This is a genomic window from Ewingella sp. CoE-038-23 (assembly GCF_040419245.1).
Classification (GTDB): domain Bacteria; phylum Pseudomonadota; class Gammaproteobacteria; order Enterobacterales; family Enterobacteriaceae; genus Ewingella; species Ewingella allii.
The window spans coordinates 1,328,338-1,346,217 of the sequence record NZ_JAZHOH010000001.1 but is presented as its reverse complement, the minus strand read 5'-3'; the positions used below and the strand labels follow the sequence as shown (position 1 = coordinate 1,346,217).

The 17,880-nt window shown below is 56.2% G+C and carries 14 protein-coding genes; 11 read left to right on the top strand and 3 right to left on the bottom strand.

Annotated features, from left to right (window positions below; genetic code table 11):
- The first annotated feature begins 2 nt into the window (after positions 1–2).
- From cydC to infA, 3 genes are all read left to right on the top strand, one after another.
- Positions 3–1,724, top strand: coding sequence for a heme ABC transporter ATP-binding protein/permease CydC (cydC, locus tag V2154_RS06440; protein ID WP_353501533.1), 1,722 nt, complete (start codon positions 3–5; stop codon positions 1,722–1,724).
- A 31-nt stretch (positions 1,725–1,755) separates the two neighbouring features.
- Positions 1,756–2,490, top strand: coding sequence for a leucyl/phenylalanyl-tRNA--protein transferase (aat, locus tag V2154_RS06435; RefSeq protein ID WP_353501532.1), 735 nt, complete (start codon positions 1,756–1,758; stop codon positions 2,488–2,490).
- A gap of 93 nt (positions 2,491–2,583) precedes the next feature.
- The gene (gene infA, locus V2154_RS06430; protein WP_002211347.1) at positions 2,584–2,802 is read left to right on the top strand and encodes a translation initiation factor IF-1; all 219 of its coding nucleotides are present in this window, start codon (positions 2,584–2,586) and stop codon (positions 2,800–2,802) included.
- A gap of 231 nt (positions 2,803–3,033) precedes the next feature.
- Here the strand turns inward: infA and clpA are convergent, their stop codons facing one another.
- Both clpA and clpS read right to left on the bottom strand, forming a co-directional pair.
- Entirely contained in the window at positions 3,034–5,316 is a 2,283-nt protein-coding gene (clpA, locus tag V2154_RS06425) for an ATP-dependent Clp protease ATP-binding subunit ClpA (protein WP_353501531.1), read from the bottom strand.
- A 27-nt stretch (positions 5,317–5,343) separates the two neighbouring features.
- A complete protein-coding gene (clpS, locus tag V2154_RS06420) occupies positions 5,344–5,664 on the bottom strand; it encodes an ATP-dependent Clp protease adapter ClpS (RefSeq protein WP_034789108.1) in 321 nt (106 codons plus the stop codon).
- A gap of 388 nt (positions 5,665–6,052) precedes the next feature.
- Here clpS and cspD point away from each other — a divergent pair, with 388 nt between their 5' ends.
- Positions 6,053–6,274, top strand: a complete 222-nt coding sequence (cspD, locus tag V2154_RS06415; protein ID WP_034789106.1) for a cold shock-like protein CspD — start codon at positions 6,053–6,055, stop codon at positions 6,272–6,274.
- 381 nt (positions 6,275–6,655) lie between these two features.
- Positions 6,656–7,579, top strand: a complete 924-nt coding sequence (locus V2154_RS06410) for a VirK/YbjX family protein (protein WP_353501530.1) — start codon at positions 6,656–6,658, stop codon at positions 7,577–7,579.
- On the opposite strand, the gene V2154_RS06405 is transcribed toward V2154_RS06410, so the two are convergent.
- Positions 7,576–9,309: a DUF2813 domain-containing protein gene (locus V2154_RS06405; protein WP_353501529.1), complete on the bottom strand. Its 1,734-nt coding sequence runs from the start codon at positions 9,307–9,309 to the stop codon at positions 7,576–7,578. The genes V2154_RS06410 and V2154_RS06405 overlap by 4 nt on opposite strands.
- Before the next feature lie 164 nt (positions 9,310–9,473).
- Here V2154_RS06405 and V2154_RS06400 point away from each other — a divergent pair, with 164 nt between their 5' ends.
- From V2154_RS06400 to V2154_RS06375, 6 genes are all read left to right on the top strand, one after another.
- A complete protein-coding gene (locus V2154_RS06400) occupies positions 9,474–10,373 on the top strand; it encodes a LysO family transporter (protein ID WP_353501528.1) in 900 nt (299 codons plus the stop codon).
- 171 nt (positions 10,374–10,544) lie between these two features.
- Positions 10,545–12,197 (top strand): hydroxylamine reductase, encoded by a 1,653-nt coding sequence (hcp, locus tag V2154_RS06395; protein WP_353501527.1) that lies wholly within the window; start codon positions 10,545–10,547, stop codon positions 12,195–12,197.
- A 45-nt stretch (positions 12,198–12,242) separates the two neighbouring features.
- Positions 12,243–13,256, top strand: a complete 1,014-nt coding sequence (gene hcr, locus V2154_RS06390; protein ID WP_353501526.1) for an NADH oxidoreductase — start codon at positions 12,243–12,245, stop codon at positions 13,254–13,256.
- A 239-nt stretch (positions 13,257–13,495) separates the two neighbouring features.
- Positions 13,496–15,217, top strand: coding sequence for a ubiquinone-dependent pyruvate dehydrogenase (gene poxB, locus V2154_RS06385; protein WP_353501525.1), 1,722 nt, complete (start codon positions 13,496–13,498; stop codon positions 15,215–15,217).
- Positions 15,218–15,315: 98 nt separating this feature from the next.
- A complete protein-coding gene (gene ltaE / locus V2154_RS06380; protein WP_353501524.1) occupies positions 15,316–16,332 on the top strand; it encodes a low-specificity L-threonine aldolase in 1,017 nt (338 codons plus the stop codon).
- A 78-nt stretch (positions 16,333–16,410) separates the two neighbouring features.
- Positions 16,411–17,865, top strand: coding sequence for a DUF2867 domain-containing protein (locus tag V2154_RS06375; protein ID WP_353503931.1), 1,455 nt, complete (start codon positions 16,411–16,413; stop codon positions 17,863–17,865).
- Positions 17,866–17,880 lie beyond the last annotated feature (15 nt).

Sequence of the window (17,880 nt, the reverse complement as noted above, 5' to 3'; positions counted from 1 at the left end):
ACATGAAAATTCTACTGCCTTATCTGGCGCTTTATCGCCGCCATTGGCTGCGTTTATCGCTCGGCATCGTGCTGGCGATCATCACCCTGCTGGCGAGCATTGGCCTGCTGACTCTTTCGGGCTGGTTCCTCGCGGCGTCGGCGCTGGCGGGCCTCGCAGGGCTTTATACTTTCAACTACATGCTGCCCGCTGCGGGCGTGCGCGGCGCGGCGATTTTCCGCACCGCCGGGCGCTACGCGGAGCGTCTGGTGAGCCACGACGCCACCTTCCGCGTGCTGGCGCACCTGCGCGTGTTTACCTTCACCAAAATCATGCCGCTCTCTCCGGGGGGCATGGCGCGCTTCCGTCAGGCAGATTTGCTTAACAGGCTGGTGGCCGACGTCGACACCCTCGACCACCTCTACCTGCGGGTTATCTCGCCGCTGGTCAGCGCGCTGGTGATTATTCTGGTCGTCACCTTCGGCCTGAGCTTCCTCGACCTGCATCTGGCCTTAACACTCGGCGGCATCATGCTGTTACTGATGCTGTTGCTTCCCTTGGTGTTTTACCGCGCGGGCCAGCCGATTGGCCGCGAATTGACCGAGCTGCGCGGTACCTATCGCACCCAGCTCAATTCATGGTTGCAGGGCCAGTCGGAATTAGCCGTGTTTGGCGCGCAGGCGCGTTTTCGCCAGAGTATGAATGAGACGGAGAGCCGCTGGGTGAGCCGCCAACAGCAGCAAGCCAAGCTTTCAGGTCTGTCGCAGGCGATGATCATTGCCAGCGCCGGTTTAACCGTCACGCTGATGCTGTGGCTGGCTGCCGGTGGCATTGGTGATATCGCCCAGCCCGGCGCGCTGATTGCCCTGTTTGTCTTCACCCCGCTGGCCGCCTTTGAGGCACTCGGCCCAGTCGCGGCGGCTTTCCAACATTTGGGGCAAGTGATTGCCTCCGCCCAGCGAGTAACGCAGATCATTGAGCAGCAACCCGCCGTCACCTTCCCGGCCCACGGCCCACAGGCTGAACAGCAGGTCGCGTTGGAAATTGAAAATCTCAGCTTCACCTATCCCGATCAGCCACTACCAGTGCTCAAAGGCATCAATCTGCGGGTTAATTCTGGTGAGCACGTGGCGCTGCTCGGCCAAACCGGCTGCGGTAAGTCGACGCTGTTACAGCTCATCACCCGCGCGTGGGACAGCAACCAGGGCATCCTGAACATTAACGGCGCGGCCATTGCGGATTACGATGAAGCCACGCTGCGCCAGATGATGACCGTGGTCAGCCAGCGGGTGCATATCTTCAACACCACGCTGCGGGAAAACCTGCGTATGGTAGCCCCGGCCAGCAGCGACGAGCAGCTGGTCAAGGCGTTGGAAGCCGTTGATCTTCAAGCTTTGCTGGCCGGTGATGGCTTAAACAGCTGGCTGGGAGAAGGCGGCAGGCAGCTCTCAGGCGGCGAACAGCGTCGCCTTGGCTTGGCGCGCGCCATCTTGCACGACGCCCCGCTGTGGCTGCTGGATGAGCCGACAGAGGGTCTCGACGCAGAAACCGAACGTCATATTCTGGCGCTGTTGCGCCAACATTGTGAAAAAAAGACGCTAATCTTAATTACCCATCGCCTCTACGGCTTGGAAAATATGGATAAGATCTGCGTGATGGAAGAGGGTCAAATAGTTGAGGAAGGCACTCACCAAGCGCTGATCGGCATGGCGGGTCGCTATGCACGTTTTCGGGCGCGCGGCTGACAAACTCTTTTGATCAATAAATAAGGACCCTATGCGGTTAGTCAAGCTTGAAGCGAATTCCGTCGTCTTCCCTAACCCGGAGACGGCGCTGCATGAACCTAACGGCCTGCTGGCGCTGGGCGGGGATTTAACCTCCCCTCGCCTGCTTTCGGCTTATCGCAGCGGTATCTTCCCCTGGTTCGAGCCGGGGGAAGTCATTCTCTGGTGGTCCCCTGACCCACGGGCCGTGCTCTACCCCGAAGAACGTCATATCAGCCGCAGCCTGCGCCGTTTTATGCGTCGGGAACCCTATCGCTTCACTCTTAATAAAGCGTTCGCTGAGGTGATTCACGCGTGCTCTCAGCAGCGTGATGAAGGCACCTGGATTGGCCCGCTGGTGAAGCGCGGTTATCAGGAGCTGCATGAAGCGGGCCATGCGCATTCGATTGAAGTGTGGGATGGCGACGAGCTGGTAGGCGGCATGTACGGCGTAAACGTCGGCGGATTATTCTGTGGAGAATCAATGTTCAGCCGCCGAGATAATGCCTCAAAGTGTGCCGTAATGATTTTTTGCCAACATTTTACCCGCTATGGTGGAGAACTGATTGACTGTCAGGTGCTCAACCCTCACACTGCGTCGCTGGGTGCGAGAGAGATCCCACGCCGCCAATTTTTGCAGTCGCTTTCCCGGCTTTCACAGCAACAATTACCGCCGGAATGCTGGCTGCCCCAAGACTTATCCCCACGTTATGAAGACCTGCCGACAGTCCCGATGGATAGGGAATAGATGCGATCGTCAACCATACTTCTTTACATAATGTGGGTTTTTCGGCATTATCACGCCGGTTAAAAACTATGGTAGTTAGACCTAGAGGATTCGATGGCCAAAGAAGACAATATTGAAATGCAGGGCACCGTACTTGATACGCTGCCAAACACTATGTTCCGCGTTGAGTTGGAAAACGGGCACGTAGTCACCGCACACATCTCCGGTAAAATGCGTAAGAACTACATCCGCATCCTGACGGGTGACAAAGTCACTGTAGAATTGACTCCTTACGACCTGAGCAAAGGCCGCATTGTCTTCCGTAGCCGCTAACAGGCGGCTCACTCATCGCTGATTTCCAGCGATACCCGAGGATACCCTCTTCGCCCTTCCTGCTTTTGCAAGGGCGTTTTGTGGTATCCGCAATTCGGCAATTTCTGCTATTTCCCTCTGGTATCAGCTTCAGGTTATCTACCCCATCCCACTGATACTCGGCGGAAAACAGGCATAAAAAAAGGCGATATCTCCATCGCCTTTTTACTTTTCAGCTACTGCTGCTGATGCTTAGTGCACCGCGCCTTCCGCTTTTTTCTTCTGCGCACTCATGAAATGGTACGTCAGTTTATCGGCACTCTTATCGAGGCCCACGGAGACTGAACCGCCATCAACCAGCGAACCAAACAGCAGTTCATTAGCCAACGGTTTCTTCAGGTTTTCCTGCACGGCACGGGTCATTGGACGTGCGCCCATGGCGCGGTCGTAGCCTTTGACTGTCAACCAGTCGCGCGCTTCGTCGCTGACTTCCAGAGACACGCCTTTCGCATCCAGCTGCGCCTGCAGTTCAACGATGAATTTGTCGACAACCTGCTGAATAACTTCAGTAGACAGGTGGTTGAACCAAATCACGTTGTCCAGACGGTTACGGAACTCTGGCGTGAACACTTTCTTGATCTCTTCCATCGCGTCCGGGCTGTTATCCTGATGCACCAGACCAATAGATCTGCGCTCAGTTTCACGCACGCCGGCGTTGGTGGTCATGACCAGAATGACATTACGGAAATCCGCTTTACGGCCGTTATTATCGGTCAGCGTACCGTTGTCCATAACCTGCAACAGCAGGTTGAAGACGTCCGGATGCGCTTTCTCGATTTCATCCAGCAGCACAACCGCGTGCGGGTGCTTCAGCACGGCGTCGGTCAGTAAACCGCCTTGGTCGAAGCCGACATAGCCCGGAGGTGCACCAATCAAACGACTGACGGTGTGACGCTCCATGTATTCGGACATATCGAAACGCAGCAGCTCAATATCTAACGCTTTCGCCAGCTGTACGGTCACTTCGGTTTTACCGACCCCGGTCGGACCTGCGAACAGGAAGGAACCGACAGGTTTGTGATCCTGGCCCAGACCGGCGCGGCTCATTTTGATCGCCTCGGTCAGTGCTTCAATCGCCGGATCTTGCCCGAATACCAACATTTTCAGGCGATCGCCCAGATTCTTCAGCACGTCACGGTCAGTGGCCGATACTGTTTTCTCTGGAATACGCGCGATGCGCGCCACCACGCTTTCGATGTCGCTGACGTTAACGGTTTTCTTACGCTTGCTGACCGGCATCAACCGGCTGCGCGCGCCCGCTTCGTCAATCACGTCAATCGCCTTGTCCGGCAGATGACGGTCATTAATGTATTTCACTGACAGCTCAACCGCGGCGCGCACGGCTTTCGCGGTATAACGCACGTCGTGGTGAGCTTCGTATTTAGTTTTCAGACCATTAATGATCTGCACGGTCTCTTCGACGGTTGGCTCAGTAATATCAATCTTCTGGAAGCGACGCGCCAAGGCACGGTCTTTTTCGAAGATGTTGCTGAACTCCTGATAGGTCGTTGAGCCGATAACCCGAATTTTGCCGCTAGAAAGCAGTGGCTTAATCAGGTTGGCTGCATCAACTTGGCCGCCAGACGCCGCGCCCGCCCCGATGATGGTATGGATTTCATCGATAAACAGGATGCTGTTTTTGTCTTGCTCAAGCTGCTTGAGCAGTGATTTAAAACGTTTTTCGAAGTCACCGCGGTATTTGGTGCCCGCCAGCAGTGAGCCGATGTCGAGTGAGTACAGCGTGCAGTCGGCCATCACTTCAGGCACGTCGCCCTGCTCGATTCTCCAAGCAAGGCCTTCGGCGATAGCGGTTTTACCGACGCCTGACTCGCCCACCAGCAGTGGGTTATTTTTGCGACGACGGCAGAGAACCTGAATCGCACGCTCAAGCTCTTTGTCACGGCCAATCAGCGGGTCAATACCACCCACGCGCGCCAACTGGTTAAGGTTTGTGGTGAAGTTCTCCATACGATCTTCCCCCGCCGACTGCTCTTCGTTAACTGGGTTCTCTGCGTTGTTATTTGGCGCCTGACCTGGCTCATCTTTACGGGTACCGTGAGAGATGAAGTTGACCACGTCGAGACGGCTAACGTCATGTTTGCGCAGCAGATATGCGGCCTGGGATTCCTGTTCGCTGAAGATCGCGACCAGAACGTTTGCGCCAGACACTTCACTACGACCGGAAGATTGCACGTGGAATACCGCACGTTGCAGAACGCGCTGGAAACTCAGCGTAGGCTGGGTGTCGCGCTCTTCTTCACTGGCAGGTAAGGTGGGCGTGGTTTGTTCGATGAACGCTTCCAGTTCCTGGCGTAACGCCACCAGGTCAACGGTACAAGCTTCAAGCGCTTCACGGGCTGCAGGGTTGCTTAGCAACGCCAACAGCAGGTGCTCCACGGTCATAAACTCATGCCGGTGCTCACGGGCTCTTGCGAAAGCCATGTTGAGACTGAGTTCAAGTTCTTGATTGAGCATAGGCACCTCCCAAATAGATTGCCTTAATCAGGCTTTTTCCAGCGTACACAGCAACGGATGCTCGTTCTCCTTGGCGTACTTATTCACATGTGCGACTTTGGTTTCGGCTACTTCAGCGGTATAGACTCCGCAAATAGCTTTGCCTTTATAGTGCACCTGGAGCATCAGTTGCGTTGCACGTTCAATATCATAAGAAAAGAACTTTTGCAGAACGTCAATCACAAATTCCATCGGAGTGTAATCGTCGTTGTTTAATATAACTTTATACATAGATGGCGGTTTTACCTCATCCTTTAGCTTATCCGCCGCCAAGTGTTCGAAATTTAGCCAGTCTTGATTGTTACCCATTGCCTGTCCATCACCTTCTGAAGGTCTGTTATGACGTCAGCATTGTCTGGCACCCTTGCGCCTTAGCTTTCGTCATGACGTTTAACATTCATTTTACCATCTCTTAAAGCATCATGCCCCCGCGCATCTTCCACTCTTTGCTATCGGTAAAATCGTTGAAATAATGACCACATTATTTCAGGATCGTTACCTGCTTCAAAGTTTGGCTATCTGCTCCGGCATGACAAATGCCCTTCCCTTGACGTCCAAATCAATTCCACTAGAGTGTAATTTCGTGTGCAAAATACCGGCGATAAGTGCCTGTATTCAGCGACGTACGGGCATTCGTGCTCACTTATTAGCTCAATCTCTTCAACTCACCAAATAGTCTTGAGAGGGAAGTAGAAGCATGGAGACGGGTACTGTTAAATGGTTCAATAATGCTAAGGGCTTTGGTTTCATCTGTCCGCAAAACGGCGGTGAAGACATCTTTGCTCATTATTCCACTATCCAGATGGAGGGTTATCGCACCCTCAAAGCCGGGCAGCTAGTCAGCTTCGATGTCCATGAAGGGCCAAAAGGAAATCATGCAAGCCTCATTATTCCGGTGGAAAGTGAAGCGGTCGCCTGACCGTACTCATTGCCTTTTTGCCGCACCATCATGTTGCGTACTCTTTGCCAAATGCCAGTCTCATCTTGACTGGCATTTTTATTTATGGGGGAGAAACGATTGGCCTTCAAGCCCCGAAAAATAAAAAAGCACATTATTGTCAGTTTTGACCCGCCGTTTATCCCTCGCAGGCTAACGATTTACACTTTGTAACTTCAGCTAAACAGAACCCAAACAATTGTAAGTATTCCGCTGTGATCAAAATCACCGTTGATATTTGGTTTATTCACCAACTGCTCAAATAACGTCATTCAGCCTTGGAGGCTTGTGAAGAGCAGGTACATAACGATGAGTGCAATCAGCTACCCAATCGAAAATAGAAAAATACACTCTGGTATGCAGATGTTATCCGCATTGGTTTCCCGCCGCATGGTGCCTGGCCCTGCCTGGAACCGGACCAGCTATCGCCTGAAATTTTTACTGCGCACGCTGTTGGCGCCGAAATCCACGCTGTTGCTGCTGGATTATCTGGCAAGCCACCCGATGCGCGACGAGATGCTGCGCGCAGCGCCGTCTCTGCCTTGCAAGCTGCACCGCGTTTATCAATCAGTGAAGGTGAACCGCGAGACAGCCTTGAAAAATATTATTGCCCACTACGACCACTTCGCGGCGCAGGTGCCGCCCGCGCTGGGGCATGCGCATTTCTCCGGCCAGCCGCTGCACATTGCCACGCTAGAAGGTAAAGAAGGCCAGCGCTACTTTATTCAGTTCAACGCCGCCGGGCGTTTAGATAAAGAAGGCGAAGCCACGCTGATGTTCACGCTGGAAAACGGCGAGCCGCTGGCTACCGTCACCTTCGCGTTGATTAACTACCGGGATCAGCCGACGCTGTTTATTGGAGCAATCCAAGGCCCGCGCGCCCACGTCGAGCACTCGCAGATTCAATCAGCGACCAAAGCCTGTCACGGCCTGTTCCCGAAGAAACTGGTGATGGAGGCCACCCTGCTGCTGGCCGAGCTGACTCAAATGACGCAAATTGTTGCCGTCGCCAATAAAACCCACATCTATGAAAATGCCCGCTATAAGAAACGCAAGGGCATGATCTTCGCTGATTACGACAGCTTCTGGGAAACGCTGCAGGGCGAGCTAGAGGAAGACGATTATTACCATTTGCCTCGTCAGATCCCACACCGTCCGCTGGAAGAGATCGCCAGCAAGCGCCGCTCTGAGTACCGCCGTCGTTACCAGCTGCTGGATTCACTGGAAGCGCAAATTCGTCAAACCTTCTCGCAGGGTTTTGCCGCACCTCGTAAAACCGACGATTAGTCAGCCCTGCCCCGCGCCAGCCACGCGACGCGGGAAAACATTTGCCGCAGCAATGGTGGAATAGACCCCACGCCACGTTGAGACGCCGCCAGCGCGACGTCGATGGCCAAGTCGGGTTTCGACGTGCGGTGAATCGCTTTGTCGATGATACGCCGTGGCGACATGGGTAGCGTGTCTGGCAGTGCCGCGTTGCGCCGGTAGACATCTTCGAAGCCGCCGCGATAGAGGAAATGCTCGATATCCTGCGAAGGCAGCGCGGTCAGCCGGTAGCGCAGCGTATCGTCGTATTTCTCAACATTGCTGATCACCGTCGCGGCATACTTCTTCCCAGCCTCGTCGCCATCCACCAGCACGTGCCACTCAATTCCCATCTGACGAGCAAAGCGCAGTAATGGCTTGAGGCCGCACTGGGCGAACTCAATCACCTTGATACCTTCTGACTCAAAGTGGTAGCCACACTGCCGCGCCAGCTGGTTGAGCAGCCACACTTCCGTTTCCCCTTCGACCAGCAGCCAGCAGCGGGCAAACAGCGACGACGGGCGGTTAAAGCGAATGTGAAACGCGATGCGGCGGCTGTCCTCCGAGCTTAGCCCTTCCGGGCCAATGCTGTAAGCCGCGACTCGCCCCGACTCGCGCACCAATCGGCATATCTGCTCTACCGGCACCAGCGACAGCAGCTCGCCGGAGTTGGTGGTGGTAATGCGCTGCAAGGGAAGCTGGTCGAGCAGCCCCCACGCCACCGACAGCATAATCGGGTGCAGACGGGTTTCCGGGTCTTCTATTAATAGCAGCGGGCGAGCATCGGGATGCAGCACCACCGAACCCTTGGCCTGCAATAATGTGGAAAACATCCCCAACAGCATAACGCGCATACTGCGGCTGTTCGGCTCGGCAATCATTCGGTTGATATTGTCGAGGGAGCGCCATGCGCGGCGGCTCTCGGCCCGGCCGTGGCGCTTTTGCTGCCACGGCGCGCTGCTGCTGGTGCCCTGCTCGGCAAAATAGTGTTCTAACAGCTGCTGCATCGCCGCCAGCCCGCTGCGCAATTCGCTGTTGGTTAGGTTCTGTGGGTTATGGATCAGCCCGCGCGTCAAGTCGTCGAGCTGCTTCGCCATTTCTTCATTATTTTTAGCAAGGCGCGGGGCCAGCGTTTCACTACGCAAACGGCGAATAAACCGCGCATCGCGCAGCCGCAGCACCGGATTTAAAGTGATTAACGCCTGCGCCAGTGGATCAATAGTTTGCAAGTTCAGCGGTTGGCCGTTGGCGGAAAGGAAACTGCGCAGCGTCAGCACGCTGCCGTCATCGTCCAGCTCCCCTTCTAGCCGATAATAGATGCGCGTGAGCTTGTCCGCGCACTTCACCCATAAAGGAGAAAGCGGGTTGAATCGCGGCGAGGTGTGGTGCCCGGCCTGATTCTCGCAGAAGGTGAAAACCACGTGCAGATATTTCGATTTGGACTGCTGTTCCCCGGCGGGGAAATAGAAATCTTCCTCTTTGAAGCAGTAGAGTTTGGGTTCAGGCGAAAGCAGCAGCGTCAGGGCATCCAGCAAGCTGGACTTACCCCAAGCATTTTCCCCCACCAGCACGGTATTGGTGGTGACGGAAGAGACGCCCTCCTCGCCCAGCGGGCCGCTGATGGAGGCGCCGCGCTGCGTGGGTTGGGTCAAGGTTAGCGATAACCGATTTAGACCACGAAATCCTGCAATATCGATATGTTCCAGATACATCGGGCGCTCCCTTCTGCTTCACCTGTGTTCAGCATGGCGTTAAAAATGCTGTTTGGTCAAGATATTGCCGCGCCATTTGCTGGTTAAAGCGACTTTACAGCGACACGGCTTTTGGTTAGCGTGTTGACCGCCCCTTCAGGACTCGCAACTACACGGAAAGCTTCATGTATTCAGGTTTACTGATCATTCTTTTGCCGCTGATCATCGGCTATCTCATTCCATTAAAAAAATCGGCTTTGCTTTATGCCATTAACCGCCTGCTGAGTTGGATGGTGTATGTGATCCTATTCATCATGGGCGTCAGCTTAGCCTTTCTCGATAATCTGAGTACGAATCTGCTGCTGATTTTCAAATACGCGGCGGTCTGTTTCTTGTGCATTTTCATTTTCAATTTTGTCGCACTTTGGCTGTTGGAAAAGCGTAAACCCTGGAAATCCAATCATCAGCAAGAGTCCCTGCCTTCTCGCCTGAATATGGCGATTGATTCACTCAAGCTGTGCGGCGTGGTGATCGCCGGTTTCTTGCTCGGCCTGACCCAGTGGCACTGGCTGACTTACGCCTCAGAAGCCAGCGAAGTGGCGCTGATTTTCCTGCTGGCGCTAGTGGGGATGCAGCTACGCAATAGCAGCATGACGCTGCGCCAAATCATCCTTAACCGCCGTGGCATATTAGTGGCGTCGGTGGTGGCCGTCAGCTCACTGGTCGGCGGCGCGCTGGCCGCGCTGCTGCTCGGCCTGCCGCTGAATACCGGATTGGCGATGGCCTCCGGCTACGGCTGGTACTCCCTCTCCGGCATTGTGTTGACGGACGCTTTCGGCCCGGTGGTCGGCAGCGCGGCGTTCTTTAACGATTTAGCCCGCGAGCTGTGCGCCATTATGCTGATCCCAACCTTGGTGCGCTCCAGCCGCTCCTCGGCGCTGGGCCTGTGTGGCGCAACCTCCATGGACTTCACCCTGCCGGTGCTGCAACGCAGCGGTGGATTGGACATGGTGCCACCGGCGGTGGTGCACGGCTTCTTGCTGAGCCTGATCGCGCCAATCCTGATGGCCTTCTTCTCCGCCTGACCTGTTTTACCTCGCGCTGGCCTCTGCGCCAGCGCGACGGCCTTTCTTCAGAAATTGCGCTAAATCAACCCATCTGCACTTATTCCACAAAGCACTTCAATTCTTGCCTGTTGCGTCTTAGGCTTAACTTAAAACATGCATTATAAATGCAACTTATAAAAGGAGTGGATAATGTTTTGTGTGCAATGTGAACAAACGGTGAGAACCCCGACCACCAGCGGCTGCGCCTATGCGCAGGGGATGTGTGGCAAAACGGCTGAAACCTCTGACCTGCAAGACCTGCTGGTGGCGGTGCTACAGGGCCTATCCTCGTGGGCGCTCATCGCCCGGGGCTATGACATCATTGATGCCGAAATTGACGCCTTTGCGCCCCGCGCCTTCTTCTCAACCTTAACCAACGTTAACTTTGACTCGGCGCGCATCGTGGCTTATGCCCGCGAAGCCATTAGCTATCGCGAATCCCTTGCCAGCCGCTGCCGCCTGATGGATCCGGCCATCAGCAACCCGCACCCTTTGGCAAATCTGACTTTGACCAGCGACGCCATCGACCAGCTACAGATTCAGGCCCAGCAGTTTGCCTTAAACAGCGATAAAGCCGAAGTCGGTGACGATATCCACGGCCTGCGCCTGCTCTGCCTGTATGGCCTGAAAGGGGCCGCCGCCTATATGGAACACGCCCACGTGCTGGGCCAGTCCGACACCCATATCTATGCCGATTATCACCGCCTCATGGCGTGGCTCGGCACCCAGCCCGCCGACATGGCCACCCTGCTGGAAAATGCCATGGGCATCGGCAAGATGAATTTCCGCGTGATGGAGATCCTCGATAAAGGCGAAACGGACGCCTACGGGCACCCGCAGCCGACGGCGGTGAACGTCAAGCCTCGCGCCGGGAAAGCCATTCTGATCTCCGGCCATGACCTGAAAGATTTGCAGATGCTGCTCGAACAGACCGCCGGCACTGGCATTAACATCTATACCCACGGTGAAATGCTTCCCGCCCACGGCTACCCGGAGTTGAAGAAGTATCCGCATCTGGCGGGCAACTACGGCAGCGGCTGGCAGAACCAGCAAATTGAATTCGCCAAATTCCCGGGGCCGGTGGTGATGACCTCCAACTGCATTATTGACCCGAATGTCGGCAACTACGGTGACCGGATCTGGACCCGCAGCATTGTCGGCTGGCCGGGCGTGAAGCATCTGGAAGGGGAAGATTTTGCGCCGGTGATTGCTCAAGCCTTGGCCGAGCCGGGATTCAAATACAGTGAAATCGAGCAGGAGATCACCGTCGGCTTTGGCCGCGAAACCCTGCTCGGCGCGGCCGACACGGTAATTGACTTGGTGGCCAGCAAACAGCTGCGCCACATTTTCCTGATTGGCGGCTGTGACGGCAGTCGTGGCGAACGCAGCTACTTCACCGACTTAGCCCGCGCCGTGCCCGACGACTGCCTGATCATGACGCTGGCCTGCGGCAAATATCGCTTCAACAAGCTGGACTTCGGCACCCTCGGCCCGCTGCCGCGTCTGCTGGACGTCGGCCAGTGCAACGATGCCTACTCGGCCATCATGCTGGCGGTGCATCTGGCCGACAAGCTGGGCTGCAGCGTCAACGACCTGCCGCTGAGCCTGGTGCTGTCATGGTTTGAGCAGAAAGCGATTGTTATTTTGCTGACTCTGCTCTCACTCGGGGTGAAGAATATTGCCACCGGCCCGACGGCTCCGGCCTTCCTGACAGAAAACCTGTTGAACGTGCTGAATGAAAAATTCGGCCTGCGCGCCATCACCTCGGTTGAGGACGACCTGCGCCAGATGTTGCCACAATAATTTCACCCGGCCGGTGCGCCCCACCGGCCCCTTGAGGAACTCGCCATGACTTTCCCTCTGTTTGCCGACCAACCCACGCTGCTGTGCCCCAATCGCCTGCAGGTGCATGACATTCAACAAGAAACCGCCGATGTCTGGACTTTATCTCTGTTCAGCCATGTGCCTTATGACTACCAGCCCGGCCAGTTTGCGCTGGTGAATATTGGCACTAGCGGCCAGGTGCAGCGGGCTTACACCCTCTCCTCCACTCCTGGCGTCAGTCCGTTTATCACCCTGACGGTTCGCCAAATTGCCGACGGCCAAGGCTCGAATTGGCTGACTCAACAGGTGACAGTTGGCGACTATCTCTGGCTTTCAGATGCTCAGGGCAGCTTTGTCTGCGACGGCGACCAGCCCCTGCTGCTACTGGCGGCGGGCTGCGGCGTGACGCCGATTATGTCGATTTGTCGCGCAGTTCTACAGCAAACGCCCGCCAGACCCGTGACGGTGTTTTACAGCGTGCGCAGCCCTCAGGATGTGATTTTCGCTACCCAATGGCAGCAGTTGGCCGCACGTCACCCGCAGTTAAGCTTAATTTTATTATCCGAGAACAATGCAACAGAGGGCTTTATCGCCGGGCGACTGAGCCAAGACCTGTTGGAGACTGGTGTGACAGACATGGCGGCGCGACGGGTGATGATTTGCGGCCCGGCGCCTTATATGCGGCTGGCTGAACAGTGGGTTAAAGCCCTTGGCGCGGCGGACAATAGCGTCATCACCGAGCAGTTCCACCAGCCGATTGCCGAGCCACAAAGCAATAAGCTGCTGACGATGACTCGCCTGACGCCGCTTGCCCACTACAAGGTGCCCGTCGGTTCTACCCTGCTGGCGGCGATGGAGCAGCACCAACTGCCGGTCAATGCCGCCTGCCGCGCCGGTGTCTGCGGCAGTTGTAAAACCCGCGTGATCGGCGGCGATTTCACGACCACCAGCCAAATGACCCTGACCGACGCCGAGATAGCCGAAGGCTACGTCTTGGCCTGTAGCTGCCAGCTGCATGGCGACGTGACCTTAGCCTAATCCCCTTTCCCAGACTCCCGGCCTGCCTGTAGACATCTGGATTTACAGTTAGGCCGGGTAGATTTACAAAACTACAACCCCACTCCCTGACCTTTTCTGTAAGGTTGAAGACCAATACGGAAATCTATCGAAATCTTAAAAGCATTCTCGAAACAAATCACATTTGCATCATGAACTATGATTAGCGGAGCTTTTAACTTATCGATGCGATCGATTAAACAGTCTATCTGGAGGGATCTATGAAACACACCGTGGCTTCGTTGCTGGCAAAAACACTTGAAGAGGCTGGCGTTAAACGGATTTGGGGCGTCACCGGCGATTCCCTTAATGGGCTTAGCGATAGTTTAAACCGCATGGGAACCATCGAATGGATGGGCACCCGACATGAAGAAGTGGCCGCCTTTGCCGCCGGCGCGGAAGCCCAGCTGACGGGCGAACTGGCGGTATGCGCCGGCTCCTGCGGGCCGGGCAACCTGCACTTAATCAACGGTCTTTTTGACTGCCACCGCAACCACGTGCCGGTGGTGGCGATTGCCGCCCACATCCCTTCGAGCGAAATCGGTACCGGCTATTTTCAGGAAACTCACCCTACCGAGCTGTTCCGCGAGTGCAGCCACTATTGTGAGATGATCACCCATCCCGACCAGTTGCCGCAGGTGCTGGGCATCGCCATGCGCAAAGCCATTCTCAATCGCGGCGTGTCGGTGATAGTGCTGCCGGGCGACGTGGCGCTAAAGCCTGCACCGGAAGACGCGACGGCCAAATGGTATCCGCCGCAGCTGCCGCTGGTGCTGCCAAATCTGTCCGAAATGGAAAAGCTGGTGGAAGTGCTCAAGGGTGCGAAAAACATCACCCTGATGTGCGGCAGTGGCTGTGCCGGTGCCCATGATGAAGTGGTGAAACTGGCAGAAACCCTCAAAGCGCCGGTGGTTCACGCCCTGCGTGGCAAAGAGCATATTGAGTGGGACAACCCTTATAGCGTCGGGATGACCGGCCTGATTGGCTTCTCATCCGGCTACCACGCCATGATGAATGCCGACACGCTGATCCTGCTCGGCACCCAGTTCCCTTACCGCGCCTTCTACCCAACAGACGCCACTATCATCCAGATTGATATCAATCCGGGCAGCATTGGGGCGCACTGTCAGGTGGACATGGCGCTGGTGGGTGATATTAAAACCACGCTGACCGCACTGCTGCCGAAGTTGCAGGAGAAAAGCGACCGTAAATTCCTCGACAAGGCGCTGAAACACTATCAAGAGGCGCGCAAAGACCTCGACGGCCTCGCCACGATGAATGACAAACAGGCGATCCACCCGCAGTATTTGGCGCAACAGATTAGCCGCTTTGCTGATGCCGACGCGGTGTTCACCTGTGACGTGGGCACGCCAACCGTCTGGGCCTGCCGCTACTTGCAGATGAACGGCCAGCGCCGCCTGATTGGCTCCTTCAACCACGGTTCGATGGCTAACGCCATGCCGCAGGCACTGGGCGCACAGGCCATTGACCGTAACCGTCAAGTGGTCGCCATGTGCGGCGACGGCGGCTTCACCATGCTGATGGGGGATTTCCTGACGCTAGCGCAGCAGAAACTGCCGGTGAAAATCATCATTTTCAACAACAGCGTGCTGGGCTTTGTGGCGATGGAGATGAAGGCCGGGGGCTATCTGACCGACGGCACCGAGCTGAAAAATCCGAACTTCGCCGCCATGGCTGAAGCCGCGGGCATCAAAGGCATTCGCGTGGAGAAAGCTTCCGACGTCGATGCCGCGCTGCAAGACGCCTTTGCCTACGAAGGCCCGGTGCTGGTTGACGTGGTGACCGCCACCGACGAGCTGGCGATGCCGCCGCAAATCAAACTTGAGCAGGCCAAGGGCTTCAGCCTGTATATGCTGCGCGCGGTGATCAACGGCCGTGGCGACGAAGTGGTAGAACTGGCGAAAACCAACTGGCTGCGATAACCCCGTCGGGGATATAGTGCTGTGAGTACTGCGCGGGTTGTTGCAAAACGGCCCGCGCAGCTTCCGCCCCTTCTCCACTTTTCAAAAGGACTCCGACGTTGATCGATTTACGCAGTGATACAGTGACTCGCCCGAGCGAAGCAATGCGTCAGGCTATGGCTCATGCAGAAGTGGGCGACGATGTGTACGGGGATGACCCGACGGTTAATGCATTGCAAGAATTGGCCGCCAGGCTTACCGGCAAAGAAGCCGCGCTGTTTATGCCGACCGGCACTCAGGCCAATTTGGTGGCTCTGCTGACCCACTGTCAGCGTGGCGACGAGTACATTGTCGGCCAAAAAGCCCACAACTATATGTATGAAGCCGGTGGTGCCGCCGTGCTCGGCAGTATCCAGCCCCAGCCGCTGGAGATGGACGCCGATGGCTCCATTCCTCTCGACAAAGTGGCTGCCGCCATCAAGCCGGACGACATTCACTTCGCGCGGACTCGTCTGTTGAGTCTGGAAAATACCCACAGCGGCAAGGTACTGCCACTGGATTACCTGCAAAAAGCCTTTGAATTTACCCGCGAAAAAGGGCTGGCGCTGCACATTGACGGCGCACGCATCATGAATGCCAGCGTCGCGCTGAACGTGCCGTTGATCGAGATAACCCAATATTGCGACACCCTGACCATCTGCCTGTCGAAAGGTCTGGGGACGCCGGTTGGCTCGGTGCTGTGCGGCAGCCGCGAGTACATTACCCGCGCCAATCGCTGGCGCAAGATGACCGGCGGTGGCTGGCGTCAGGCGGGCATTCTGGCAGCAGCGGGGATTTATGCGTTAGAAAACAACGTTGAACGCCTAAAAGAAGACCACGACAACGCGGTCTGGCTTGAGCAGCAGTTGCGGGCAATTGGCGTGGAAATCGCCGCGCCGGGCGCGCAGACCAACATTCTGTACATCAAGCAATCTGCCGAGTTGGCCGCCAAACTTGGCCCGTGGATGCGCGAGCGTGGGGTGATCCTCAGCGCCGGTCCGCTGACTCGTCTGATCACACATATCGACATTAGTCGGGCTGATCTGCAAAAAGTCGTGTCTCTGTGGCAAGACTTCCTGCAACATCACGCCAAGTAAGCTTTGCGATGAATAAACAAAGCGGCTTAAGCGCCGCTTTTTTATCATCGATTTTTTCCTCAATGAGCGAAATGGATGATGCCAGTGTCAATACCAACCACAAGGGTCGTGGTGCTTGGGGCCAGCGGTTACATCGGCCAGCATCTGACTTCACATCTCAGCCAGCAGGGCTATCAGGTCACTGCGGCAGCAAGGCGCGTCGAGTGGCTACAGCAGCAGAAATGGCCCAATGTGCGCTGCTGCTTCGCGGATGTGTATAACAGCAAAAGTTTGAAAGAAGCGTTCGCAGGTGCCGACGTGCTGGTCTATCTGGTTCACTCCATGAGCGAGGATGACGACCTGCTGGAGAAAGAGCGACAGGCGGCGCAAAACACCCTGCTGGCGCTGAAAGAGTCCTCCATCAAACATATTGTCTATCTCGGCTCGATGCAGCCGCAAGCCAGCCACTCCGCCCATCTGCAAGCGCGAAAACTCACCGGCGACCTGCTGCGACGTGGTGATATTCCGGTGACGGAACTGCGCGCAGGCATTGTGATCGGCGCAGGATCTGCCGCCTTCGAAGTGATGCGCGACATGGTCTACAACCTGCCAATCCTCACGCCGCCGCGCTGGGTACGCTCGAAATCATCCCCGCTGGCGCTGGAAAACTTGCTGAATTATCTCAGCGGGCTGATTGCCCTTCCCCCGCAGTCACATCGCCATTTCGACGCGGGCGGCCCGGAATATATGAGTTACCAGACGCTGTTTGAACGCTTTATCGCCATCAGTGGCAAACGCCGCTGGCTGCTGCCATTACCTCTGCCGACGTCGCTGATTTCAGTCTACTTCCTGAGTCTTATTACCTCGGTGCCGACGCCGCTGGCGAAGGCGCTGATCCAGGGGCTGAAACATGATTTACCCGCCGACAGCGCGGCGCTGCGCCAGCTTATTCCGCAGAAACTCATCACGGTAAACGAGTCGATTCGCGCTACGCTGGCGCAGGAAGAGCAGCAGGTGCTCAACTCCTCAGACTGGCATTACGACGCTGACGCCCGCGCCCGCTGGCGTCCGGGTTACGGCTACTACCCGAAGCAGGCCGGATTTAAGCTGGAAACCACGGCATCTAAAGCTGCGCTGTGGCAGGTCATTCAGCAATTAGGCGGCAAAGAGGGTTATTTCTACGCCAACAAACTGTGGCGGCTGCGCGCCAGAATCGATGATTTGCTCGGTGGGCGCGTGAAGTATGGCCGACCGGATCGCCCGCAGCTGCGGCTGGGTGACAAGATTGACGGCTGGAAAGTGATTGGGCTGCAGCCCCAGCGCGAACTGTCGCTGCTGTTTGGCATGAAAGCGCCGGGGCTGGGGCGGCTCACCTTCACCATTACCGATCACGGCGACAGCCGCAGCATCGACGTCCGGGCATGGTGGCACCCGGCGGGCTTTAGCGGTTTGCTCTACTGGTTCAGCATGATGCCCGCTCATCAGTTTATTTTTCGTGGCATGGCGAAGCGCATTGCCAGCCTCGCCCGGCAAAAAGATCGCTGCGGCCTGTGACGCGGATTATTTCCC